Origin of the sequence: Limihaloglobus sulfuriphilus (genome assembly GCF_001999965.1) — a bacterium.
Taxonomy (GTDB): domain Bacteria; phylum Planctomycetota; class Phycisphaerae; order Sedimentisphaerales; family Sedimentisphaeraceae; genus Limihaloglobus; species Limihaloglobus sulfuriphilus.
The window spans coordinates 2,354,885-2,378,423 of record NZ_CP019646.1 but is presented as its reverse complement, the minus strand read 5'-3'; the positions used below and the strand labels follow the sequence as shown (position 1 = coordinate 2,378,423).

Annotated in this window: 19 protein-coding genes; 10 read left to right on the top strand and 9 right to left on the bottom strand. The window is 47.7% G+C overall.

What is annotated here, in order from left to right:
• The first annotated feature begins 13 nt into the window (after positions 1–13).
• From SMSP2_RS09075 to SMSP2_RS09060, 4 genes are all read left to right on the top strand, one after another.
• Entirely contained in the window at positions 14–3,313 is a 3,300-nt protein-coding gene (locus tag SMSP2_RS09075) for a beta-galactosidase (protein WP_146683642.1), read from the top strand.
• A 48-nt stretch (positions 3,314–3,361) separates the two neighbouring features.
• Positions 3,362–4,762: a sulfatase-like hydrolase/transferase gene (locus SMSP2_RS09070; protein ID WP_186804657.1), complete on the top strand. Its 1,401-nt coding sequence runs from the start codon at positions 3,362–3,364 to the stop codon at positions 4,760–4,762.
• A 34-nt stretch (positions 4,763–4,796) separates the two neighbouring features.
• Positions 4,797–6,191, top strand: a complete 1,395-nt coding sequence (locus SMSP2_RS09065; protein WP_186804656.1) for a sulfatase — start codon at positions 4,797–4,799, stop codon at positions 6,189–6,191.
• 65 nt (positions 6,192–6,256) lie between these two features.
• Positions 6,257–6,805 carry a hypothetical protein gene (locus SMSP2_RS09060; protein WP_146683639.1) on the top strand — a complete coding sequence of 183 codons (549 nt, stop codon included), beginning with the start codon at positions 6,257–6,259 and terminating at the stop codon, positions 6,803–6,805.
• Between the two features lie 219 nt (positions 6,806–7,024).
• On the opposite strand, the gene argC is transcribed toward SMSP2_RS09060, so the two are convergent.
• From argC to SMSP2_RS09040, 4 genes are all read right to left on the bottom strand, one after another.
• Positions 7,025–8,032, bottom strand: coding sequence for an N-acetyl-gamma-glutamyl-phosphate reductase (argC, locus tag SMSP2_RS09055; protein ID WP_146683638.1), 1,008 nt, complete (start codon positions 8,030–8,032; stop codon positions 7,025–7,027).
• Between the two features lie 172 nt (positions 8,033–8,204).
• Positions 8,205–8,759: a pyruvoyl-dependent arginine decarboxylase gene (locus SMSP2_RS09050; RefSeq protein ID WP_146683637.1), complete on the bottom strand. Its 555-nt coding sequence runs from the start codon at positions 8,757–8,759 to the stop codon at positions 8,205–8,207.
• An 81-nt stretch (positions 8,760–8,840) separates the two neighbouring features.
• On the bottom strand, positions 8,841–9,713 hold the full coding sequence (gene dapA, locus SMSP2_RS09045; RefSeq protein ID WP_146683636.1) for a 4-hydroxy-tetrahydrodipicolinate synthase: 873 nt from the start codon (positions 9,711–9,713) through the stop codon (positions 8,841–8,843).
• A gap of 31 nt (positions 9,714–9,744) precedes the next feature.
• Positions 9,745–10,482 (bottom strand): pyridoxine 5'-phosphate synthase, encoded by a 738-nt coding sequence (locus SMSP2_RS09040; protein WP_146683635.1) that lies wholly within the window; start codon positions 10,480–10,482, stop codon positions 9,745–9,747.
• A gap of 139 nt (positions 10,483–10,621) precedes the next feature.
• Between SMSP2_RS09040 and SMSP2_RS09035 the strand changes: the two genes are divergently transcribed.
• Entirely contained in the window at positions 10,622–11,353 is a 732-nt protein-coding gene (locus SMSP2_RS09035) for an SDR family oxidoreductase (protein WP_146683634.1), read from the top strand.
• A gap of 36 nt (positions 11,354–11,389) precedes the next feature.
• On the opposite strand, the gene ilvE is transcribed toward SMSP2_RS09035, so the two are convergent.
• From ilvE to SMSP2_RS09020, 3 genes are all read right to left on the bottom strand, one after another.
• On the bottom strand, positions 11,390–12,250 hold the full coding sequence (gene ilvE, locus SMSP2_RS09030) for a branched-chain-amino-acid transaminase (RefSeq protein ID WP_146683633.1): 861 nt from the start codon (positions 12,248–12,250) through the stop codon (positions 11,390–11,392).
• Positions 12,251–12,427: 177 nt separating this feature from the next.
• Positions 12,428–13,123: an L-ribulose-5-phosphate 4-epimerase gene (locus SMSP2_RS09025; RefSeq protein WP_146683632.1), complete on the bottom strand. Its 696-nt coding sequence runs from the start codon at positions 13,121–13,123 to the stop codon at positions 12,428–12,430.
• The gene (locus SMSP2_RS09020; protein ID WP_146683631.1) at positions 13,123–14,805 is read right to left on the bottom strand and encodes a ribulokinase; all 1,683 of its coding nucleotides are present in this window, start codon (positions 14,803–14,805) and stop codon (positions 13,123–13,125) included. Before SMSP2_RS09020 ends, SMSP2_RS09025 begins: the two co-directional genes overlap by 1 nt.
• A 178-nt stretch (positions 14,806–14,983) precedes the next feature.
• On the opposite strand from SMSP2_RS09020, the gene SMSP2_RS09015 reads away from it, so the two are divergent.
• Positions 14,984–15,349, top strand: coding sequence for an ArsR/SmtB family transcription factor (locus SMSP2_RS09015; protein ID WP_222566315.1), 366 nt, complete (start codon positions 14,984–14,986; stop codon positions 15,347–15,349).
• Complete coding sequence (locus SMSP2_RS09010; protein WP_146683630.1) at positions 15,349–17,010, top strand: FAD-dependent oxidoreductase; 1,662 nt, start codon at positions 15,349–15,351, stop codon at positions 17,008–17,010. The genes SMSP2_RS09015 and SMSP2_RS09010 overlap by 1 nt, the downstream gene beginning before the upstream one ends.
• Before the next feature lie 172 nt (positions 17,011–17,182).
• On the opposite strand, the gene SMSP2_RS09005 is transcribed toward SMSP2_RS09010, so the two are convergent.
• A complete protein-coding gene (locus SMSP2_RS09005; protein WP_146683629.1) occupies positions 17,183–17,959 on the bottom strand; it encodes a sulfite exporter TauE/SafE family protein in 777 nt (258 codons plus the stop codon).
• Between the two features lie 192 nt (positions 17,960–18,151).
• Between SMSP2_RS09005 and SMSP2_RS09000 the strand changes: the two genes are divergently transcribed.
• The 3 genes from SMSP2_RS09000 (at position 18,152) to hcp (ending at position 21,601) form a co-directional block, all read left to right on the top strand.
• Positions 18,152–19,339, top strand: a complete 1,188-nt coding sequence (locus tag SMSP2_RS09000; protein WP_146683628.1) for an FprA family A-type flavoprotein — start codon at positions 18,152–18,154, stop codon at positions 19,337–19,339.
• A gap of 149 nt (positions 19,340–19,488) precedes the next feature.
• Positions 19,489–19,899, top strand: coding sequence for an RrF2 family transcriptional regulator (locus SMSP2_RS08995; protein WP_146683627.1), 411 nt, complete (start codon positions 19,489–19,491; stop codon positions 19,897–19,899).
• A 55-nt stretch (positions 19,900–19,954) separates the two neighbouring features.
• Positions 19,955–21,601 carry a hydroxylamine reductase gene (gene hcp, locus SMSP2_RS08990; protein ID WP_146683626.1) on the top strand — a complete coding sequence of 549 codons (1,647 nt, stop codon included), beginning with the start codon at positions 19,955–19,957 and terminating at the stop codon, positions 21,599–21,601.
• A gap of 320 nt (positions 21,602–21,921) precedes the next feature.
• Here the strand turns inward: hcp and SMSP2_RS08985 are convergent, their stop codons facing one another.
• Positions 21,922–23,031, bottom strand: coding sequence for a type IV pilus twitching motility protein PilT (locus SMSP2_RS08985; protein WP_146683625.1), 1,110 nt, complete (start codon positions 23,029–23,031; stop codon positions 21,922–21,924).
• Positions 23,032–23,539: the final 508 nt, after the last annotated feature.

The following is a 23,539-nucleotide window of genomic DNA, read 5'->3' as shown; positions in this document are numbered from 1 at the left end:
AGAAAGGGTTTCCATGCGAATATTTGTTAAATTTATGGTTTTCTCGTTTATTTTTATAATCAATGCCCAGGCATCTGATTTGGTTCGTTTTAAAGGCGATAGTCCATACTGGTCAGACAAAAGCGGCTGGTGGGACGGCCAGTCAAATATGCTGCCGGATAAGATTACAGCGGCGGTTATTCCCAGCCGGGACAGCACTGAAGATAGACTTACGATTGCAAACGAGACAAATGCAGCAGCAGAGAGTATAACCCTCGGCTCAAAAAATGGATACGAGCTGATGTTGAAGGGCGGCAGTCTCAATGTCGCAGAAAATTTTACAATTTCTAATGATTCCGGTTTCAGCGGTATTCTAACACTTGATTCGGGGTCTTTAGCAGTTGGAAAACATCTTTGTGTTGGTGACAGGGGGCAAGGCCTGCTCAAGATCAAAAGCGGAGAAATACACGTAAGCCAGTGGTTTGTTGTTGGCCAGCACGAAAGCTCAAATGCCCGGGCGTTTCTTGAAGGCGGTAAAATAACCTGCGGCTCAATAGGGGTTGGCAAGCAGGGGAAAATCGACATTGCAAATGGTGTTCTGGAGCTTAGAGGCAGGGACATGGGTACAGAGATCCGCCGGCTTATCAGAGAGCGTAAACTTGTTGCCCATGGCGGCAGCAAAGACTACAAAATAGATATAGAGTGGGATGGAAAGAGCACTTTAGTAAAGGCAGTTCCTGCCGGTGAGAGTAATTACATCTATAACGAGAACGGAGTGGGCGTCATTACTCCTAAACTTCAGGGTAAACCGCTGAGAACAGGCAAGCCCGTCGGTTTTGTTATCCACCCAAACCACAAGGCCTTCGAAGATCGGCTCGATGCGCTCTGCGTAAATGCAGAACTCAGCAATATCTTCCTGTGGAGGATGCTTGACCGTGACAATCTGGTTGTCGATACCGAGGCATTCGTTGACTGGCTCAAAGGAGTCTATGAGTCCGGTCGCCAGGCCTATCCGATACTTGATACATCTGTTTTTCATTCTGGCGGCTGGAGGGCTGAGAAGACAACTGAAGCGGGTCAATTTTTGACGGGCTCCGACGGCAAAATCTGGGAATTCAAACAGCCCGACGGGAGTAGAAGCAGATGGTCTTCTCTGTATTCACCCATTTTCCGTGAGTCGGTCTTCAACTACATTGATCAGCTGATTGACTGGATAAAAGTCAATGACCATGACCATCGGATTCCCGGATACTTAAATGGCGCTGAATGGTTTATGCCTGCGACGGTAGATTATAATCCGCTTGGCATTTCTATCTTTAAAGACCGGCTCAAGGAAAAATACGGTTCTCTTGAAATGTTGAACCGAAAATGGGGAGCGGATTTTGAAAGCTGGGATCAGGTTGATCCGCCAAGAGGGACACTGCTCGGTTACGATTATACCGGCATACGCACAGCCGGTTTTGATACGAAATCGATTAAAGCCTGCTGGAGTTCCGAACCGATTGAGATTCAGGGAGGCAGGGACTATAAAATACAGGTTAAGGTGAGACAGTTCGGTATTCCAGAAGGGCTTTGTGCAGTGAGGCTAAAGTGTTATAATGAAGCCGGAGCAGAAATAAAATATGTACTGGACGGCCAGTTTTACTGGACTTGGGCAGAGGATGGCCAATGGGACATGATTAACGAGACCTGTCGTACTCCTGCCAATGCGGTAAAAGCCACACTTGAGCTGTTAATAAACGCCCCGGGCAGAGCTGAGTTTAAGGATGTCTCGGTGTCTGATTTGGCAGGCAGGCAGCTGCTGGCTGACGGTGTTAACACGATGCAGAGAGCCTCAGGGTTATGGGAATTCACTGCTGAGAATAATATTGGAACAGGTAAGATAGTTTCATGCACACAGGATCCTGAAAACGCCATGTTTGTAGTCGAAGTTCCGCAATTGGATATGCCGTATATAAATACTTCACTGGCATGGGAATATTGGATCACCTTCTGCTATGAGCAGATGGCTCACTGGCTGAATATATGCGCTGAACACATAAAAGATCGCGATCCCGACCGTAAAGTCGTTTCATATATTGGAGCCGCATCCAGTACACATTATCTGGGTGACTTCAATACGTACTGGCAGAGGCTTGATATAAGCCTGGCCAACTCGCCGGCGATCGATGTTAACGGCATTCAGCTCTCCTTTGCCGGGGATGATGTTACCTGTACTACATGCCCAATCGATATTGCCCGAAAATACGGCAAGGATATATATGCTACTGATATGGTGGATTTCCCTTACGGGCTTTATTCCGGTTTTGGCCCGGCATACAGGGCTGTTATGGCCGGCGTTCAGCATGGTATGGATGGCATGTTCTGCTACAGCTGGTTTGATCCGGTAGTGCCTGATTACAACTTTTCAACTTTTACGGACTGGCAGCTTGATAAGTTTACACAGGATGTAAAGACTTCTGTTGAGCTGCTCAAGGGTTATACGCTTGAGACAGATGCGGCTTTTCTCCTGCCGGTAATGTCATATTCACTTGCAGATAAGGGCGGCTATAAATCAGACTGGGTGGATATGGCCGGGGCCTACCATCTGGTGCTTGACAGTGGATATCTGCCTGATGTTTTCACTCCGTATGAGTTGGAAAAAACAGGATTCGAGCTGATACGAGATTATAAGGTAATATTTATGCCGGACTGCCCGGTGCTTGGCGAAAAGGCCAATAATTTGCTTTGTCAATTTGTATCCAGCGGCGGCCATATTATCGGCAGCGGACGGGTTCCGCGAGAAAACCTTACTTATGAGAAACTTGAACAGCTTTTGATAAATCCGGATAAAAGTTTTGAAAACGTAATATCAAGCCTTGAACAGCCATATTCAATTAAGGCAGGTAACGGCCGGGTTACATGGATAAACAGTATGCTTGGAGAAAAGTATATGGGGCCGGTGAGACGCTGGACAGAGGCCGGCAATACTCCGCCGCCGCTGATGCGTCTCGATAATTCCAGAGATGCTAAGTCTTTACGCCGAGCAATTCGTTTGGGGCTAAAGAAAGTTGTTGATGAGACTCAGCCGGGTTTTGCCGCGGAACTGATTTCTTCGAAGAATACGGTTCATTTTGCCTGTTATCAAAACCCTTCATCTCAGCTGCTCTTCCTGCTTAATCAGCATGAGGGAAGGACCCGTGATGTAAAGGTTGCTTCTGACTATATTAATGAAAATACAAAGGCTGAAATATGGTTAGATTTTGACCAGAAAATAGCAGTAGAATCTTCTGAGAAAGGTGTTATAGAAATTCCATCTTTCAGTGACGTATGTATTGTCACACTTAAACGATAAACTGCAGGAAATAACAAGATGCATAATAAACACAATAGGCGGACATTTTTGAAGGTTATAGGGGCCGGCACACTGAATCTGTATATTTCCGGCTGCATCCGAAGAAATACGGGAAATAGAGGAGCAGGAACCAAAAGGCCCAATATAATTTTAATTATGGCAGATGATCTGGGTTATGGAGACCTGAGCTGCTACGGCAATGATTATATCAAAACTCCCAATATTGATAATCTTGCCGCACGCGGCGTGAGTTTTACTGATTATCACTCTAACGGTGTGGTCTGCAGCCCGACCAGAGCTGCTTTGCTGACGGGGCGGTACCAGCAGCGCTGCGGCATTGAGCGGGTAGTTCCTGAATTTCCTGCGAATCCGGATAATTATCAGCGAAACGATGGACTAATGGAGTCAGAAACAACCATCGCTGATGTGTTAAATAAACATTACTCGACGGCAATGTTTGGTAAATGGCATCTTGGCTCATCAGCTCACTTTAATCCCACCAAACGGGGTTTTGAGAAATTTATCGGCTTCAAGTCTGGAAACATAGATTTCTTTTCACATGTAAGCCAGGAAGGCAGGCATGACTGGTGGCATGGCTGTGAAAATGTCAGGGAAGAAGGTTACACAGACCGGCTGCTGACGGATTACAGTCTTAAATTCATTGAACAGCATAAAGACGATCCTTTCTTTTTGTACCTGCCTTACGAGATACCTCACTATCCCTATCAGTCACCCGGCGATTATGACGGCTATCAGCGTCAAGAGAAGCCCGAGCCGCGGCCTGGCAATGTACCCAAGCCATTAGGAGATCGCCAGGATACCGACATGGCAATCAAAGAAATGATTGAAGAGCTGGATTCTTATATAGGGGAGATATCGGCCAAACTCAGACAATTAAATATAGAGAAAAACACTTTTATTTTCTTCTGTTCAGATAACGGCGCCTGGCCACTTGCAGGAGCAGGCTCTAATGGAGCTCTGGGCGGGATCAAAGGAGAGGTCTTTGAAGGCGGACATAGAGTTCCGGCTATTGCATGCTGGCCCGGCAAAATTAAACCTGGTCTCACTCATCAGACAGCGATGTCAATGGATGTCTTTCCAACATTGTTGTCAATAACCGGTATTAAACCTTCCGGCGGATTGGAATTCGATGGAGCCGATCTTACACCTGTGCTGTTTGAGAATAAGCATCTGGCCCCAAGAACACTTTTCTGGAGATATGCAGATCAAAAGGCAGTACGAAAAGGGCCCTGGAAATTGATAAAAGGTATCAGAAAAAATCCGGATACAAATAAGCTCCAAAATGAAAGAGGTGACTATGTCAGCCTTTACAACCTTGATCACGACATTAGTGAAAGTAAAGACATCTCAGCTATGGAACCAGAAATCGTGAATAGCCTGCTCGAAGAGCTTGTTCAATGGGAAAAAGACGTGGACTCAGACTCTTGAGTTTTTATTCTCCCTGATGCGTATAGGATCCAAAATGAAGACAGTACATATGACTCGGCGCAGTTTCTTAGGAAGTATTGGTTTACTTACTTCCGCAACAGCCTTTGAGGGTTGCCTCAATTTTTCCAGATCAGACCGGCTTGATAGAGTGAATCATGATAAGCCCAATATTGTTCTTATCATGGCAGATGATTTGGGCTATGGAGATATAGGCTGTTATGGAAATAAAAAAATCAGGACACCAAATCTTGATGCAATGGCCAAACGCGGCATGAAGTTTACAGATTATCATTCAAATGGTGCGGTATGCAGCCCTACCCGCGCCTCGCTTCTTACGGGGCGTTATCAGCAGCGTACCGGCATTGATATCTGTGTTTCACCCTGGGGGACCCCGCCGTACCAGGGACTTCCTTTAGGGGAAACGACCTTCGCTGAGCTGCTCAAGGATAATGGATACAAGACCGCATTGTTTGGTAAATGGCACCTTGGAATACCAGATGACTTGAATCCAACTAAACAGGGTTTTGATGAGTTTAAGGGGTATTTAAGCGGAAATATTGATTATATTTCACACATCGACCAGGAAGGCAATGAAGACTGGCGGCACAATGGCAGCAAGGTTGTAAGAGAAGGTTATTCAACCGATTTGATAACCGAAGACACTGTCAGTTTTATTAAGGAAAATGCGGACAAGCCGTTCTGTGTCCTTGTCTCACATGAGGCTCCCCATTATCCTTTGCAGATACGCAGTTCAAAAGCTCAACGCACAAAAGGCAAACCGCCGGAGCATACGGCTGAAATAAATACGGATCAAATCTATAAAGAGATGATTGAAATCATGGATGAAGGTATCGGGAGGATAAACACTGTATTAGAAAAGCTCGGTTTGGCAAAGAACACGTTTGTTTTCTTTTGTTCAGATAACGGCGCTGCCTCCTGGATATCAGGTTCAAACGGCCCCTTGAGGGGCTGCAAATCAAGGCTTTCAGAGGGTGGGCATCGAGTTCCGGCTATTGCCTGTTGGCAGGGTAAAATTAAGGCTGATGTTACATCAGACGAAACTTCTATGTCTATGGATTTATTTCCCACTCTGCTGAAACTTGCAAATCTGCAATTACCGGATGAAATCAAAATTGACGGGGTAAACCTACTGCCCTTGTTATTAGAAAACAAACCCCTGGGCCGGCGCACGCTATTCTGGAGTTATAGAGGGCAGAAGGCCGTTAGGAAAGGTGATTGGAAATTGCTTGTTCAGGGCTCAAAAGTTCAGTTGTATAATCTCAAATCTGATCTTGAAGAACAACACAATTTAGCTTCAAAAAATCCCGAATTAGTAAGGGAACTGGAAATGGAGTTTGCTCAATGGGAAAAAGATTTTCATGAGAGGAATAAATGGAGACCTGAAGATTTAAGGCCGTATCCCAAATGAAAGGGGTTCTATAGTGATGTATTGCACTGCAAAGTTGAATCCACTGAATCTTAAAAGGAATAACTATGAATTCGATAACCATCTATAACGCTATCCTGTTTTTGTTTGCCATGAATGTGTTTGCCCGGCAGGCAACATTAAGCGAGGCGGATTTAGATTATTATCAAGACCAGAATGCTGTAATGTGCAAGTTTCTGTGTTCATATTTTGAAGACCATAAGCCCGGTTATCAAAGTGAGCAAAGAAAAGCTGCTCTTTTTCTGGCCGATACTTTAACTCACTATCCGCATCCTCATGCGAAGCCGTTAAAAGATTTATTTTTGAACAGATACAAAACATCCCTTGATAAACTCAAATCAACAGAAGTTGAAAATGGAGTTGCGGTGTGGAATGTGTATAACATGTCTTATATTGTCAAATCTGCTGATGTCACGGCGGCGTTCGACTTAATTCGGCTGCCTGAGAGCCTTAGGAGCCAAGAGAACAAAAGCATAGTGAATGCTTTGGCAAAAGAGATGGTAGAGTATTGCGATATTCTTTTTGTAAGCCATGAGCATGGCGATCATATGGATCCTTTCTTGCAGGCGAGTTTATATCACAGGACAAACCGGTAATAGCCCACGCCGGATTGTTTAAAGGTGAAGATTTTTACAAGAAAATACAACAAATACCAAGAGACGGCAAACAGAGAAAGATTACACTTGGCAGCGGGTATTAAAGAGTATAACAATTTCATACAAACAAAGCGGGTCCCTTCACGGTCTGCGGATTGGTCATTCCTCGTGCAATTGGAATTTGAATTGCCGTGAAAATTTGTCTTATCGCTGCACTGGCTATTTCAAGCCGAGGGTCTCGTCAAAACCGGACATTATATTCATGTTCTGGACTGCCTGGCCTGAGGCTCCTTTTACGAGGTTGTCAATCGCTGCGAAGACGACAATCTGCCCCTTAACCCGGGCCGGATGGATGTGGCACTGGTTGGTATTGGCGACGTCCTTGACAGAGACGGGAGAATCAAATACCTGCACAAACGGCTCGTCGGCGTAGAACCCATTGAAAAGCTCAAGAAGCTCTTGCGCAGAAATCTCCTTAGCCGGCCGGCAGTATATGCTGGAGAGGATCCCGCGGTCGAAGCTGCCGATATGCGGCTGAAACAGCACGCTTACCTCCTTACCGGCTGCCTCGGATGCAATCTGTTCCATCTCCGGTCCGTGCCTGTGCGTTGCGATACCGTAAGGGCGGATGTTTTCGTTGAGGTTTGGAAAGTGCACACCATCGGCGAGTTTTTTGCCCGCGCCGGTTGCTCCGCTGACCGAGTTCACAATAACAGTATCTGTTTCTACATACCCGTTCCTGAGCAGCGGCACAAGTCCAAGCGTCGAGCTTGTCGGGAAACAGCCCGGATTGGCTACCAGAGATGCGGTTTTTATCTGTTCCCTGTAGAGCTCCGGCAGGCCGTAAACCGCCTGTTTGATATTTTCAGGGTCGGTGTGCGGGACATAGTATTTCTCATATATACTTAGGTCTTTGAGCCGGTAGTCTGCGCTGAAATCAACTACCTTAACCCCTCTCTTGAGTATTTCGGGAACATAACTCATTGATACCTTGTGCGGCAGACAGCACAAGGCAACATCGGCCCGGCTTGCCAGCTCGTCAAAGTCCAGCGGTTCAACGTCGAGCTTGAGCCGGCCGGCAAGTTTGGGGTGAACGCTTTCTATGGGCAGTACCTCTTTTGTCGAAGAGGTTATGTATGTTATCTCTGCCTGCGGGTGGCGAAGCAGGATTTCTATAGAATCCAGGCCAGTATAGCCGGTAACACCTATTATCGCGACATTTATCATTGTTATGTCCTGTTAAATATGATTTTAACTTGTATTCAAGATGATTTATAAAAAGGTTTTGTTCGATTTATTCCGCATCTGCGCAGCAAACCGCGGTGGATATGAAGCAAATCGACATCATAAAGATTACCCGCTGAAAACATTTTGCGCAAAAAGATAATTAACGGCTCGGTTATTTGTCAAAGACGAACATGGCTATTGCCACTGTTGTTGTCCAGAGGTCTTTCTGTCCTTTTGCTGTCTGGGTAATGTTTGAGGTCTTTATGAACAAGCCGCTGGATTTATAAGCCTGTTCCTTTTCTGACCACGCCTTATCAGGGTCGAATTCCATACCCATAGTCGTCCCCAGCATTCCTGCCGCGAGGTCTTCTGCCATGTCGGAGGCCTGGAGCCGGTTCATGCCGTGGCCGTGAACTTCGCTGAGATACCCCCATTTAGTCTTATCTTTTGGCATTGCTACTCCAACCGAAGAAGCAACAAGGCGGCCGTGTTCGTCGGTGTCAGCACGTGCCATAACGCAGAAACTTATCGCGCCGGGTGTAAGATACTTCATGCCCTTATCACGGCTGATAATCTTGCAGTACGGCGGCAGGATAGAGGATACCTGCACGAGGTTTAATTCGGCAACCCCCGCGTTTCGCAGAGCTTCTTCGAATGATTTCAGCTGATATTTATGCCTTCCGACACCCTTGGTCAGAAATACGTGTGTTGGAACTAAGTCAAGCATCTCAGTTTGGCTCCTTTGTATGTAAAAGAATCTTTTAATTTTTATTAAGCCCGTCTTTAATACAGGCGGGACGATAGATTGTTAAATAAGACCGTAATCCTGGAGATACCCTCTGAGCACGGTTTTTTCTTCTTGTGAGAGACTCACCATCGGCAGACGCATCTCGTCGGAGCTCATAGACATAATCTCCATCGCGGCTTTAATCGGGATTGGGTTTGTCGCCATATTCAGCAGTGATTTTGACAGCCTGAACAGCTTTCTGTGCATCTCGAGCCCCGCGGCGAAATCACCCGCCAGCAGTGAATCGGTCAGCGACTTGACATCTGCCGGCACAATGTTGGCGACAACGCTTACAACGCCCTTGCCGCCGAGGCTGCAAAGAGGAAGCGTCATAGAATCGTCGCCGCTGAGAATGGTTATATCGCACATTGAGAGTATCTCGCTGGCCTGGTCCATGCTGCCTGTAGCTTCTTTGACAGCGACTACCTGCTCAAGCTCATTGAGCCTTGCGATAGTCTCAGGGGCAAGCCCGTCACCGCCGCAACGGCCCGGAATATTATACAGAACGATAGGCAGATCGACAGCATCGTTAATCGCTTTGAAGTGCCGATAAAGACCTTCCTGTGTCGGTTTATTGTAATACGGGCATACCTGCAGAGAGGCTGTTACACCGGCTTTTCTTGCAAAATCGGTGAGCTCGACTGCTTCGGCAGTGCTGTTTGAGCCTGTACCGGCGATTACCGGCACGCGGCCGCCGACGCGGTCAACTACAAATTTGATCACGTCTTTGTGCTCGTGGTGATTCAGGGTCGGCGATTCTCCTGTTGTTCCTACCGGAACAAGACCGTCGATGCCGTTTTCTATCTGAAACTCAATAAGACGTTCAAACGTCTCGTAATCAACTTTGTCGTTCTTAAAGGGTGTAATTATTGCTGTGAATGCACCTTTAAACATCTAAAAATCTCCAAATTTAATAAATTTCTGCTTAATACATTTCGCTTGATTGTGCCTTTTCAAGCAGTTCGATCATCTGGCGTGTCGCGGCGTGTATGCCAACCAGTGTTGAGCGTGCGACAATGCTGTGGCCGATGTTGAACTCGCAGAGCCGGGCAATCCTGGCAACTGGTATAATATTGCGGTATGTCAGGCCGTGCCCTGCGTGAATGGTAAGACCGAGGGCCTCGGCTGTATCGCGGCCTTTGACAAGGCAATCAAGCTGTTTTTTGATATCGCGAGCTGTTACGGCGTTGGCATACATACCGGTATGCAGCTCGATGGCCTGGCAGCCTAAATCAGCGGCGGCCTGTATCTGGTCAGGGTCAGGCACAATAAAAGCGCTGATAATTATTTTCTTTTTCTTGAGTTTTTTTATTGCCTCGGCTAAGCGTTTTTGGCCTTTGATGCAGTCCAGTCCGCCTTCGGTGGTCAGCTCCTCACGCTTTTCCGGCACAAGGGTCACTTGCTGGGGCACGATCTTTTCGGCAATCCGCACAATCTCATCGGCCACTGACATCTCAAGGTTAAACTTCGAGGCGACCGTCCGGTTGAGAAGCTCCACGTCACGGTCGTTTATGTGCCTTCTGTCCTGGCGAAGGTGCGCTGTTATGCCGTTGGCTCCGGCAAGCTCGCACTGGACAGCTGCCCAGACAGGGTCCGGCTCATCGGCCTTTCGAGCCTGGCGAACTGTCGCAACATGATCAATATTTACATTCAAAACTGCCATATTCAGACTTGTTTTTCCAGTTTTTGTTAAGTTTTACACGGTTTCTAACGCCGAGAAGCATACTTGCTCCAGCAAACGTGCATTTTATTACTATTCATATTATATTGCAAATCATTTAAAAATCAATTACTATAGAAAAATGGAAATCAAAGGCAAGAAAGCCCTTATAACGGGAGCCACCGGAAAGCTCGGCTCGAAAATCGCCGCGGCACTGGCCGGCAGGGGCGCGGAGTGCACCTGCCACTATAACAGCTCCCATGAGTCGGCGCGGCGGCTGGTCGGGCAGATAACTGATGCCGGCGGAAAAGCCAGAGCTCTTTGCTGTGATTTTGCTGACTCAGAGGCAATTTTGCAGCTTCTGGAGCCTGTCCCGCAGATTTTGATTAACTCAGCATCCCTTTTTCTGCCTGACAGCGGTCTTGACACGAACGGGGCCGCGATGATGATGCGGGTAAACGCGCAAATTCCTCAGCAGCTTTCACTTGAATTCGCAAAAGCCGTTAATTCTTCTTACAGCGGGGAAAATCCGCTGGGTAAGATTGTCAATCTCACTGATATCGCTGTCCATCTGAACTGGCCGTCTTACCGGATTTATTCTGATACAAAACGGATTCTTCTGCGGGATACCGTGGAGAATGCAGCAGCCTTCGCCCCGGCTGTAACGGTAAATGCCGTCTCACCAGGACTTATAGATATACCCGATAATGCCGGCCCTGCGGCACTTAGCGAGCTAACCGGCAAAATTCCCATGCTTCGCCCGGGCAGACACGAGGAAATCGTCTCGGCGGTAATCTTTCTGCTCGAAAACGACTACATAACCGGCCGGGAGCTGATTATTGACGGCGGGAGAACATCGCTTAAGGAAGATTAGGCCGGCTTTTATCAAACCAGCTCTCCGGCAGCCGGATTATTCACCGCTGGCGTATTTAAAGAACTGGTCTTTGAGCTCTTTGGTGATCTCGCCGGGGGCGCCGTCTCCAATTTTGCGGCCGTCTATCTCTACAATTCCGATAACCTCCGCGGCGGTTCCTGTGAGGAATACCTCGTCGGCTGTGTAGAGGTCAAAGCGGGTAAGATTCTGCTCAACAACATCATAGCCGAGCTCATCAGATAGTTCGATAACCGTTGCTCTGGTAATGCCGTTCAGTGAGCCGCTGGAGACCGGAGGGGTAAAGATAGTCCCGTTTTTTACGATAAAAATATTATCGCCGGTAGCCTCGGCAACGTAGCCCTCATGGTTATACATGATAGCCTCGAGCATTCCGCTGTCTGTTGCTTCGATCTTTGCCATGATATTGTTGAGATAGTTCAGGCTCTTTATTTGCGGCGAAAGGCTCATCGGGTGGTTGCGGATAACGCTTGAGCTGATAACCTTAAGCCCCTTGTCGTAGAGCTCTTTGGGGTATAGCTGGACATTGTCGGCGATGATTATAATAGATGCGTCTTTGCAGATAAACGGATCGAGTCCGAGCGTGCCGATGCCGCGTGTTATAATAAGCCGGATGTATCCCTGCTTGATGCCGTTGGCCTTAACAGTTTCGTTCATGGCTTTCGACATTTCCTCAATATTTAAAGCAATCTGCAGCCTGATTGCGTCGGCGGATTCGTACAGCCGCACAAGATGCTCCTGTTCCTTGAAAATTTTGCCGTTATAAACACGGATTCCCTCAAAAACACCGTCACCATATAAAAGCCCGTGGTCAAAAACTGAGATTACAGCGTCTTTTTCGTCAACAAGTTTGTTGTTTATCCATATCTTTAAGCTCATCGCGTTACTCCGGTAAATTTATATGAAATAGTGCTTTATAATAAAATCCGACAGGACAGAAAAACTCTCTCCAAACAGGATACATTATAATTATATCTCATTACAGTTTTTTTTCAAATCCATTTTAAGCAGACCTAAACTTCTGAAACTTCAGATAGAATGCAGCAAAAATGATGGTCACCCCTGGCCGTAGTAGGCGTTTTTGCCGTGTTTTCTCTGATAATGTTTGTCCAGCAGGGGCCGGGAAATTTGCTCCACGGCGTGGTTTAGGGAGATTGTCTTTAGGGCGATATCAGCGCATTCTTCGAGTATAATCGCGTTTTTTACTGCATCATCAGCGTTTTTGCCCCATGTGAACGGGCCGTGGTGAGCAACGAGAACTGCCGGCATCTGTGATGGGCCAATATCCGCATCGTTGAATTTTTCAACGATGACCCTGCCGGTGTTCAGCTCATATTCGTCGGCGATCTGCTCCTCAGTCAGCGGTTCGGTTACCGGCACCTCTCCGTAGAATGCGTCTGCGTGTGTGGTGCCGAAGCAGGGTATGCCGCGGCGGGCCTGTGCCCAGGCAGTTGCGGATTTTGAATGTGTGTGGCAGATTCCGCCTATATGTTCGAAGTTTCTGTACAGTTCCAGGTGTGTCTCTGTGTCGGAAGAAGGGTTAAGCTCACCCCAAATCACTTTGCCCCATAGATCGATGATAACGATATCCTCCGGTCGCATCGTATCATAATCTACGCCGCTGGGCTTTATCGCGACAAGGCTCTTTTCCTGGTCAATGCCGCTGACGTTGCCCCAATTGAACAGCACAAGGCCGCTTTGGTACAGCCGCATGTTAGCCTGGAACACTTCTTCTTTGAGCTTCTCAAGCATCAGGCGTTGGCGCTTTCTTTTATGTCCAGCAGCTCTTTCATCACATTTGAAATATCAGCCGAGTGGCCCTTGATCCCGAATCCGTCATGAAGCTGCTTGTAAAGTCTGTACAAATCAGCATATACAGCAACGTTTTCAGGTATTGGCTTGTAGGTCTTTTCCTTGACTGTGCAGATAGCAGCCTGTGCGTCTGCGAAGCTGTCGTATCCGCCGCTGCTGCTTCCGGCGACAACTGCCGCCGCGATGGCCGAGCCGAGTGCGCATGTCTGCGATGAGCCGGAAACCTTCATCTCACGGTTAGTTACGTCGGCGTAAATCTGCATTACCACAGAGCTTTTCTCCGCGATGCCGCCGCAGTTTATCACCTCATTGATTTTCACACCGTATTCTTCGATGCGGTTGATTATTGTCAATGCACCAAATGCCGTTGCCTCGACCAGTGCCCGGTAAATATCAACTGCGCGGGTGTGCAGGGTCTGTCCGACCAGAAGGCCGGTAAGCCGCTGGTCAACAAGCACGCAGCGGTTGCCGTTGTTCCAGTCAAGCGCAAGCAGGCCCGTCTGTCCCGGCTTTAGCTTTTCAGCTTCTTCGTCGAGTAATCTGTGTTTAGCCGATTCCGGCCCGCCGGGCTGAATATAACTTACAAACCAGTTGAATATATCACCAACGGCGGACTGGCCGGCTTCGATGCCGAAATAGCCCGGCAGCACAGAACCGTCAACCACGCCGCAAACGCCGGGAATATCTTCAAGCGGTGTTGACGAATCCCATACCAGCAAATCGCAGCTGCTTGTGCCGATTACCTGTACCATCTTGCCAGGGCCCACACCAGAGCCAACAGCTCCAAGGTGCGCATCAAAGGCTCCAACCGCGACCGGTATGCCGGCGGGGATTCCCAGCTTCCGGGCCCATTCGTTTGTCAGTGTGCCGGCAGCAGTGTCAACAGAATAGCTCTGTTCGTAGAGTCTGTCCCTCAGCTCGCCGAGTTTGGGGTCCAGCTCTGCGAGGAAATCTTTTGCCGGCAGGCCGCCCCATTCATTGTTAAACATTGCCTTGTGGCCGGCGGCGCAGCGGCTCATCTTTATCTTATCCGGCGAGGTGTTGCCCGTCAGCAGGGCGGGCAGCCAGTCGCAGTATTCATACCAGGTATAAGCCGCGTCGAAAACTGCCTCGTCAGTTCGCAGGCAGTGCAGGATTTTGCTGAAAAACCACTCGCTTGAGTAGGTGCCGCCGCATTTGGTGAGGTATTCGGGGTGTTTCTTTTTTGCAAGTTCTGTGATTTCGGCGGCTTCGGCGTAAGCGGTATGGTCTTTCCACAGCCAGGCCATGGCGTTTGGGTTGTCGGCGAATCTCGGGTCAAACGAGAGGGGGGTGCCGTTTTTATCTACGGGCATGGGTGTTGAGCCGGTGGTGTCGATGCCGATGCCTATAATTTCTTTAGGGTCAAAGCCTTGTGTTTTCGCGGCCTCCTTGAGCGCGCCGGCGATTGTTACTTCGATTCCCTTTATATAATCAGCCGGATTCTGCCTGGCGAGATTATGGTCGCCCGGGTCGAGAACAATCCCGGCTTCTCCGGTTTCGTACTCGTAAACACTTGAGCCAAGTTCATTTCCGTTTGAAATATCTACTATCAAGCACCGTACCGAATTGGTGCCGTAATCAAGTCCGATTGTGAAAGCCATCTTTACCTCAATTTGTATCCCGTAACGGGAAGTATTAAATTAACCTTTAAAAATATAATTTTACCGGAAAATCAACAAAATTCACGAAATTTTTATGAATCAAAAAAAACACACTAAAGTTTGAACTGCTGATCCAGCAAAAATATGAAGAAAACAAAAAACAGGTTGACATATCTAAATGTTTAGATATTTTAATGTCATGAATCCCAAAATAACAAACAACAAAGAGCCTCTCGAATTACTTGGAGATGATGCACTGGTTCTGGCATCGGAATGTCTTCGCGTGATGGGACATCCTACCCGCATCCGTATTGTAGAAGTACTGTTGCAGGGTGAGTTTACCGTCGGCGAGGTAGCCCGTATATGCCGTTTGCCGGCGCATCAGACAACAGGGCATCTGCGTCTGATGAAAAACGCCGGCCTTTTGAACAGTAAACGTTCCGGCCGAAGTGTATATTACTCCATATCCGACCCGAGGCTTCCCGGGCTGATAAACTGTATAAGAACGAATTGTCAATGTAACAAACAAAACCAGGAGATATAATGTCTGAAAACCTCAAGATAGTAATTGTCGGCGGAGTTGCCGGCGGAGCTTCGACCGCGGCACGCTGCAGGCGGCTCAGCGAAACGGCAGAAATTCACTTATTCGAAAGAAACAGCTACATATCGTTTGCCAACTGCGGTATGCCCTATTACATTAGCGGGGTTATATCTGACCGCAAAGAGATGAATGTCCAGTCAATCGCCGGCATGGAAAAACGTTACAGGGTCAATGTAAGGTGCGGCTGTGAAGTAACTTCTATCGATCGAGAAAATAAAACAATAACCTATACCGAGATCGAGTCCGGCACACAGGCCCATCAGCAGTATGATAAACTGGTGCTAAGCCCCGGCGCGGAAATTTTCAGACCGCCGCTTCCCGGCGGTGACAACCCGCGGGTTATGTCGCTGCGAAACCTGGAAGATATGGACAGAATAAAACTGGCCGCGGAAAAATACGCTGATAAGCCGGCAATAGTTATAGGCGGGGGGTATATAGGACTTGAGATGGCGGAATCTCTGCGTGAACGCGGCATGGAAGTGATGCTGGTAGAGCTTGCCGACCAGGTGTTCGTCGCCGCGGACCGTGAGATGGCGGCACCGCTGCACAAGGAGCTGCGTAAGCACGGTATTGACCTGAGGCTGCGAACGTCACTGACCTCTGTAAAAGAAAACGGAGATGAGCTGGAGGTAACACTCAACGACGGATCAAAGGCACGCTGCGGCATGGTTATAATGGCGGTAGGTGTTCGGCCCGAGGTAAAACTGGCAAAAGAGGCCGGCATTGAAATCGGCGGTCTCGGCGGGATTGCCGTAAATGAGAATATGCAGACCAGCGATCCTGATATTTATGCCGTCGGTGATGCTGTAGAGGTAACAAACTTCGTTACAAAAACCAAGGCACTCATACCGCTTGCGGGGCCGGCAAACCGGCAGGGCAGAATTGCCGCGGATAACATTTTCGGACGTAAAAGCACATACAAGGGTACGCAGGGCACTTCGGTCTGTAAGATATTTGACCAGACAATAGCCATGACCGGAGCCAACGAGAAACAGCTCAAAAAGCTCGGCATACCCTATGAAAAAATCTATGTGCATCCTCTCAACCACGCCGGCTATTATCCCGGGGCAACGCCGGTGCACCTCAAGCTGCTCTTTGACTCGTGCGACGGCAGGGTTCTCGGTGCTCAGGCGGTCGGGCTCAAAGGCATCGAAAAACGTATTGACGTCATCGCCGTTGCCATTCGCGCCGGCATGACCGCGGAGGATCTCAGCGAGCTTGAGCTTTCCTACGCCCCGCCATACGGTTCGGCAAAGGATCCGGTAAACTTCGCGGGCTTTGTTGCTAACAATGTTGTGATTGGGGATATGGATGTCTGCCACACTGACGAGATTCTCGAACTCGATGAAGAACGCCAGATACTTCTGGATGTACGCACGCCAAAAGAAATAGAGGCCGGCACGCTTCCAGGAGCTACCGCGATTCCGGTTGACCAGCTGCGGGACCGGATTGATGAGCTCGATAAGGGCAAAGATGTTCTCGTTTCCTGCAGGATGGGCCTGCGTGGTTACATCGCGACGAAAATACTCAATCAGAACGGCTTCAAAGCCAGAAACTACACCGGCGGATATCTGACATATCAGCAGGCGACAGCGGATAAATAGAATCAAAGGGTGTCTGACCCCTTTTATTAAAAAAAAGTTGTAAATCACTTATTTATATAGTATAATGATAGAAGGTCGGAAGTATTGTTGTAAGTCAAATGTTTTAAATTGTAATTGTGCGGCTACGACGGTATGAATATACATTTATTCAAAAAATGGCGGCAGTTGATGTTTAGAGAAACGGGGTTATTATCAGCTTGATTGCCGCGGCGATGACGAGGACGGTTACGCTGATGTTAAACCATTTCTGCGGCAGTTTTTTGAGCAGAATAATTCCCAGGACTACGCCGACGATAACCATCGGCAGCACAAACGCTACGGCCTTTAAAGATTCGGCGTTGATTCTGCCTTCGGAGATGAATATGGGCAGCTTTAGCCAGTTGAGTATGAGAAAGTACCACGCCGCGGTGCCGATGAACTTGTTCTTGTCGAATCGCATCGCCAGCAGGTATATCGCCATAATCGGGCCGGCGGCGTTTGCCAGCTGTGTTGTCAGCCCCGCCGCAAAGCCCATGCCGGCAGCGAAGCTCCAGTGCGAGGGAACGCTCTCGGGGTCCTTTAGCCGGTACATCCGCCAGTAGTTGAGCCCCAGCATCGCCAGCACCATAACACCGATCAGCGGGCCGACCTGCGCATTTTCCAGCCGGCGTATCAGCAGCGAGCCGGCAGCGATACCCGCCAGTGCCGGCGGCAGAAGGCGCAGAATATGTGCCCACTGGGCATGCCGTTTATAATACGCCACGGCAAACAGGTCCGCGAACGCCAGCATCGGCAGCAGTATGCCCGTAGAGGCCTTCGCCTCGAAGATGACCGCCAGGAGTGTAACGTTTAGTATTCCCACGCCGGGCAGGCCGGTTTTGCTCAAACCTACAAGCACCGCGCAGAGGCACATAACCGCCCACTGCCACGCCGTTATATCCATGTATGTTATATCAGCCGCTGCTAACATAAAGCAAATCCTTTAATTCAAAACAATTAAGTCAAAGGCAGTCATTTTACAAAAATGTCCCGATAAATCAAAACATTGCTTGACTTTATTCTTATGTAAGACTAAAATAGTCTAATACTGTAAAAATAGTTTGGAATAACGGTTTGAAACAGCCGCTTAATGAATTCAACAATTATAAAAAAGGGATAAATCATGAATGCACGAGAAATAGCAAAAGGAATTAAAGTCATCTCAACAGTCCACTGGGAGCGTCGATTGTTCGATTCACTGATCCCCCTGCCCGACGGCACAAGCTATAACGCTTACCTTATTCAGGGCTCAAAGGGTACCGCTCTGGTAGATACTACCGATCCGGAGCTGAAACATGAACTGCTGGATCAGCTCGAATCTGTGGAGCATATCGATTATCTGGTAACGCAGCACTCAGAACAGGACCATTCGGGTACTATACCTGACGTTCTCGCCCGCTACCCAAAAGCCAAGCTCGTATGCAGCAGCAAGGCCAAAGATCTTGTATTGACACATCTTGATGTTGCTCCAGAGCGTATTCGGGTTGTTGAGGACGGAGAAGAAATTTCACTTGGCGATAAAACCTTGCAGTTTGTTTATACGCCATGGGTTCACTGGCCTGAAACTATGTGTACTTACATTCCGCAAGACAAGTGTCTTTTGAGTTGTGACTTCTTCGGCTCACACGTTGCTACTTCCGATATGTACGTAACAAACAAGGAGCTGGTATATGAAGCGGCAAAACGGTATTTCGCAGAAATAATGATGCCGTTCAGGAATATGATACGCAGAAACCTGGATAAGCTATCTGGTTTGGAGATTGATGTTATCGCTCCAAGCCACGGCCCCGTTTACAATGAGCCGGATTTTATCGTTGATGCCTATAAAGACTGGGTATCGCCGTCAATGAAAAATGAGGTCGTTCTGCCGTATATCACCATGCACGGCAGTACGGAGATGATGGTCAAATACCTTGTCAATTCTCTGGCAGACCGCGGCGTTACGACGCACCTTTTTGACCTGTCCGTAACAGATATCGGTAAGCTCGCTATCTCCCTCGTAGATGCGGCGACACTGGTTGTCGGCACGCCTACGGTTCATATCGGCCCGCACCCAGGCGTATTCTACGCGGCACATCTGGCGAATATGCTTCGCCCGAAGCTCAAATACGCCGCGATTGTCGGTTCATACGGCTGGAGCAGCAAGGCGATTGAGCAGATTTCAGGGCTTATCCCAAATCTTAAGGTAGATGTTCTCGGGACTATTCTCCAAAAGGGCGCTCCCACAGAAGATACCTATAAACAGCTTGATGAGCTGGCAGAGAAAATTGCCAATGCCCATAAGGAAGATGAGCTGGTAACAACTGAATAAACAAGCAAAGGCTCAAACAGTCATAAGAGTGTATATGCCTTTTAAGTAAAGGCTTGCTGAAAAATTTAAAAATTTTTAAAAAAAGGTTTGACGGGATTCTATATAAGACTAAAATAGTCCTATATATTTCAGGTTAGAAACAATAATTTATGGATATCATAAAACGAAATACAGATTATTCATTGAGATTGATCGCAGCGCTTGCCGCGGAAAAACAGGGCTCGCTCTCGGCCGGCAAACTGGCAAAAGAGTGTTCTGTTTCCCATCAGCTGACAAGTAAACTGCTGCAGAAACTGGCTTCGGTTGGAATTGTGAAAAGTACGCTTGGCCCAAGCGGCGGCTACAGGCTCGCCAGAGAGCCCGAAGAAATATCAATAAGCGATGTCGTTGAAACGATACAGGGCAGGATCAATATAAACGCCTGTTTTGGCGAAAAGCACAGATGCCCTTTGAGAAACAAATGTCCGTTCAGGGGCAAACTCGAAGAGCTCCAAAAAGAGATAGACAGTTATTTTGCAGGGACAACCCTTGCGGATATGACAGAAACAGATCACAGTTAAGATTTGTTATAAAATAAGTTATGAGTTAAGAATTCTATTTTAGAAAGGAACCAATATGTTTTGTTATCAATGTGAGCAGACCGCAGGAGGTCATGGATGCACCAAAATGGGTGTTTGCGGCAAGCAGCCCGAGACGTCGGATCTTCAGGATCTTTTGATATATTTGAGTAAAGCAATTTCGATGTACGCCTGGCGCGCGGCCGAGCTGGGGTTTCGCAAGGAAGAAATCGACCGCTATGTTGTTGAGGCATTATTTACAACTGTAACTAATGTTAATTTTGATTCTGAGAGAATTGTAAACTTTATTAAGAAAGGTTACAATATACTTGCAGAGGCCCGCGCCCTGTACGAAAAAGCAGCATCTGACCAGGGCCGGCAGCCGCATAAGATCGAGGTTATTGACTCTTGGAATCCGCCCCAGACATACGAGGAAATGCTTGCAGAATCGCAGGGCATCGGCATCGCTGCCAGACTCTCGCAGCTTGGTGATGATGTAACGGGATTGCAGGAGCTGATCACTTACGGGCTAAAAGGCATGGCTGCATACGCTGACCACGCTGCGATTCTGGGAATCAGCGATCCGGAAGTTTACAAATTTATTCACGAGGCTCTTAATTTCCTTACAGCCGATGAAGGCCGCGACGCAGATGCGCTTACAGCGATGGCGCTGAAGGTAGGGGAGGTCAACCTCCGAGTGATGGAGATGCTCGACGAGGCAAACACCGGTACCTACGGCCATCCCGAGCCGACAGTTGTCAGGGTAACACCGAAGAAAGGCAAGGCTATCCTCGTATCAGGCCATGACCTCAAAGACCTGGCTATCCTGCTTGAGCAGACAAAGGACAAGGGCATAAACATCTATACACACGGCGAGATGCTGCCGTGTCTGGCGTATCCGGAACTGAAAAAATACCCGCACCTTGCCGGTAACTACGGCGGGGCATGGCAGGATCAGAAGAAGGAATTCGACGAGTTCCCCGGAGCTATCCTGATGACTACCAACTGTATCCAGAAACCCGCCGAGACATACAAGGCACGTATCTTCACAACAGGCCTGGTAGCCTGGCCGGGCGTTACCCATATCGCTGACAAGGACTTTACGCCGGTTATCGAGGCGGCTCTGGCAGAAGAAGGCTTCACAGAAGACGCCCCTGAAAAGACAATCACAATCGGTTTCGGCCGCAACGCGGTTATGAGCGTGGCTCCGACTGTTATTGACGCGGTCAAGGCCGGCAAGATTCGCCATTTCTTCCTCGTTGGCGGATGCGACGGGGCCAAGAGCGGCAGAAACTACTATACCGAGTTTGCACAGAAAGTGCCCGATGACTGCGTTATCCTGACACTGGCGTGCGGCAAGTACCGCTTCAACAAGCTCGAGTTCGGCGATATCGGCGGTATCCCGCGTCTGCTGGATATTGGTCAGTGCAACGATGCCTACTCGGCAATCAAGATCGCCGGCGCACTGGCAGAGGCGTTTGACTGCGGCGTTAACGACCTGCCGCTCTCGATTATACTAAGCTGGTACGAGCAGAAGGCCGTCTGCATACTCTTGACGCTGCTGCATCTGGGCATAAAGAACATGAAGCTGGGCCCAACCCTGCCGGCATTCGTTAGTCCCGCGGTACTGAATGTGCTGGTTGAAAACTTCAACATAGCACCTATAAAGACAGCAGACGAAGATCTTGCTGAGATACTTGGCTGATTAGAAATTAATAATCAAAATAATTTCGCATTTTGATACCCAGGGCCCCGGATGTTTTTCCGGGGCTTTTTTCTTCCGCATGGGGGTGAAGCTGTCCTTATATTGTTACATAGCCTTACTGTCAATTAAAATTGCAGCAGGCAATACTGTTCGCGCGGGTCGGTAACAGCAGAATTTGCTAAGGCCGATTAACGGCACACTGTCTTGTAAATAATTGTTGATATTGTTTTTACAAAGAAAGTAAGTTTTACCCCTTGTCTCATACGCCAGGATCTCCAGCAAAACCGCCGAAGTCCGGAAAATTACTGATCCGGTTTTATTTATCTGTTGTCTGTGATCTTAACAAGCATCTCAAGTTCCTGGGGGTTATGAGAATAAGCCTCTGCCTGAGTGACCCCTATATGGCCTTCTTTAATTAATCGGGCTAAAGACATGTTGAAACTGTGCATACCATCATGTCCCTCTTTGATGACATCAGAAATTTGAGATTCCTTTTCCTTTTCCCGAAGATATTGCCTGACACCGGGGGTGTTAATAAATACTTCTGTTGCAGGGATAAGCCCGACAGATTCCTGTTCAGAAGGAATCAGCATCTGGTTCATAATAGCAAGGAGATTATAACTCAGATTGAGCCTTACCGCATCATGTTCAGCTTCCTTGAAGAAATTCAGAATTCGGCTAAAAGTCCATGCTGCAGTAGCGGTATGAAGTGAAGTCAACACAAGATGGCCTGTTTCAGCGGCTTTAATCGCAGCATGCACCGTCTCGGCGTCTCGCATCTCTCCAATCATAATAATATTCGGATCCTCTCTCAACACAGCTCGAAGAGCTTCTGAATATTTCGGAAAATCCAGCCCCATCTCCCTCTGATGTATCAAGCCTTTTGTATCTCGAAAGATATATTCAACAGGATCTTCAATGGTAACAATGTGTTTATCAGGACGTCTGCCCAGATAACCTATCATTGCGGCTAAGGTTGATGATTTTCCACTGCCGGTCTCTCCGCCAACAATAATTATCCCTTTCTGCTCGGTGTTTTTCATCAGGTTTTCATAAATCTCCGGGAGCCTTAATTCTGAAAATGTCGGAATGTTATATTTGATCCGCCGCATTGCGATAGAAATCCTGCCCATGGAACGATAAACCTGACAACGATATCTCAGCGGCTTTCCGCCTAAAGATATTTGGTAAGCATAATCTACAGAACCATTCGTTTCAAGGAGTTGCATACTTCGTTCCTTTTGGGTGCCCTCCTGTATGGACTGAATAATACTTTCAATATTTTCTTTTGTGAGAGTTGACCCTTCTCCTGACAATGTTCTGAGTTTTCCATTAATCCGTATGCGCGGATGATCATTGACAGACAAATGCAGGTCGGATGCATTGTACTTTTCTGCAACTGCTATGAAATTTTCTATTTTATAAACCATAATATTCTCCTGCCATTCAATATTAGTAGAAAAGAAATTTTCACATCTGATCAAAACCGCTTGATTTCCATGTCATTGTATCATCAAAATTTGTCTTCACAAAACATTTTAATCATTATTGTCCCCCCCCGACACACGGATTTTTAGTCCCTTAGGTAGTTGTAAGTTATTGTAAAATAGAGATTTACAGGCTATTTTTGGCTTAGAATCTGGTGGTGCAGTCGGAATGCACTCTAATATTCACTCAAAGTACAGTCGGGACACACTGGAGAGTGACACCAAAGTGACACCGGTTTTGCCGAGGATAATCGATATTTCAGCCAGACCCGAGTAACAGGCTACCGTTTGAAATCTGCCGGTTAATCTCGTTTAAATTCATTGGTAATACTAATGATTGCGGGGAATGTACGCCCTGACACTGAAATATGGCAATTAAAAGGCCCTTTTGAGTAGCTGTCGTCTTACAGTGATTTCATTGAGCCATGAATATCCGTCACTCTATTAACTT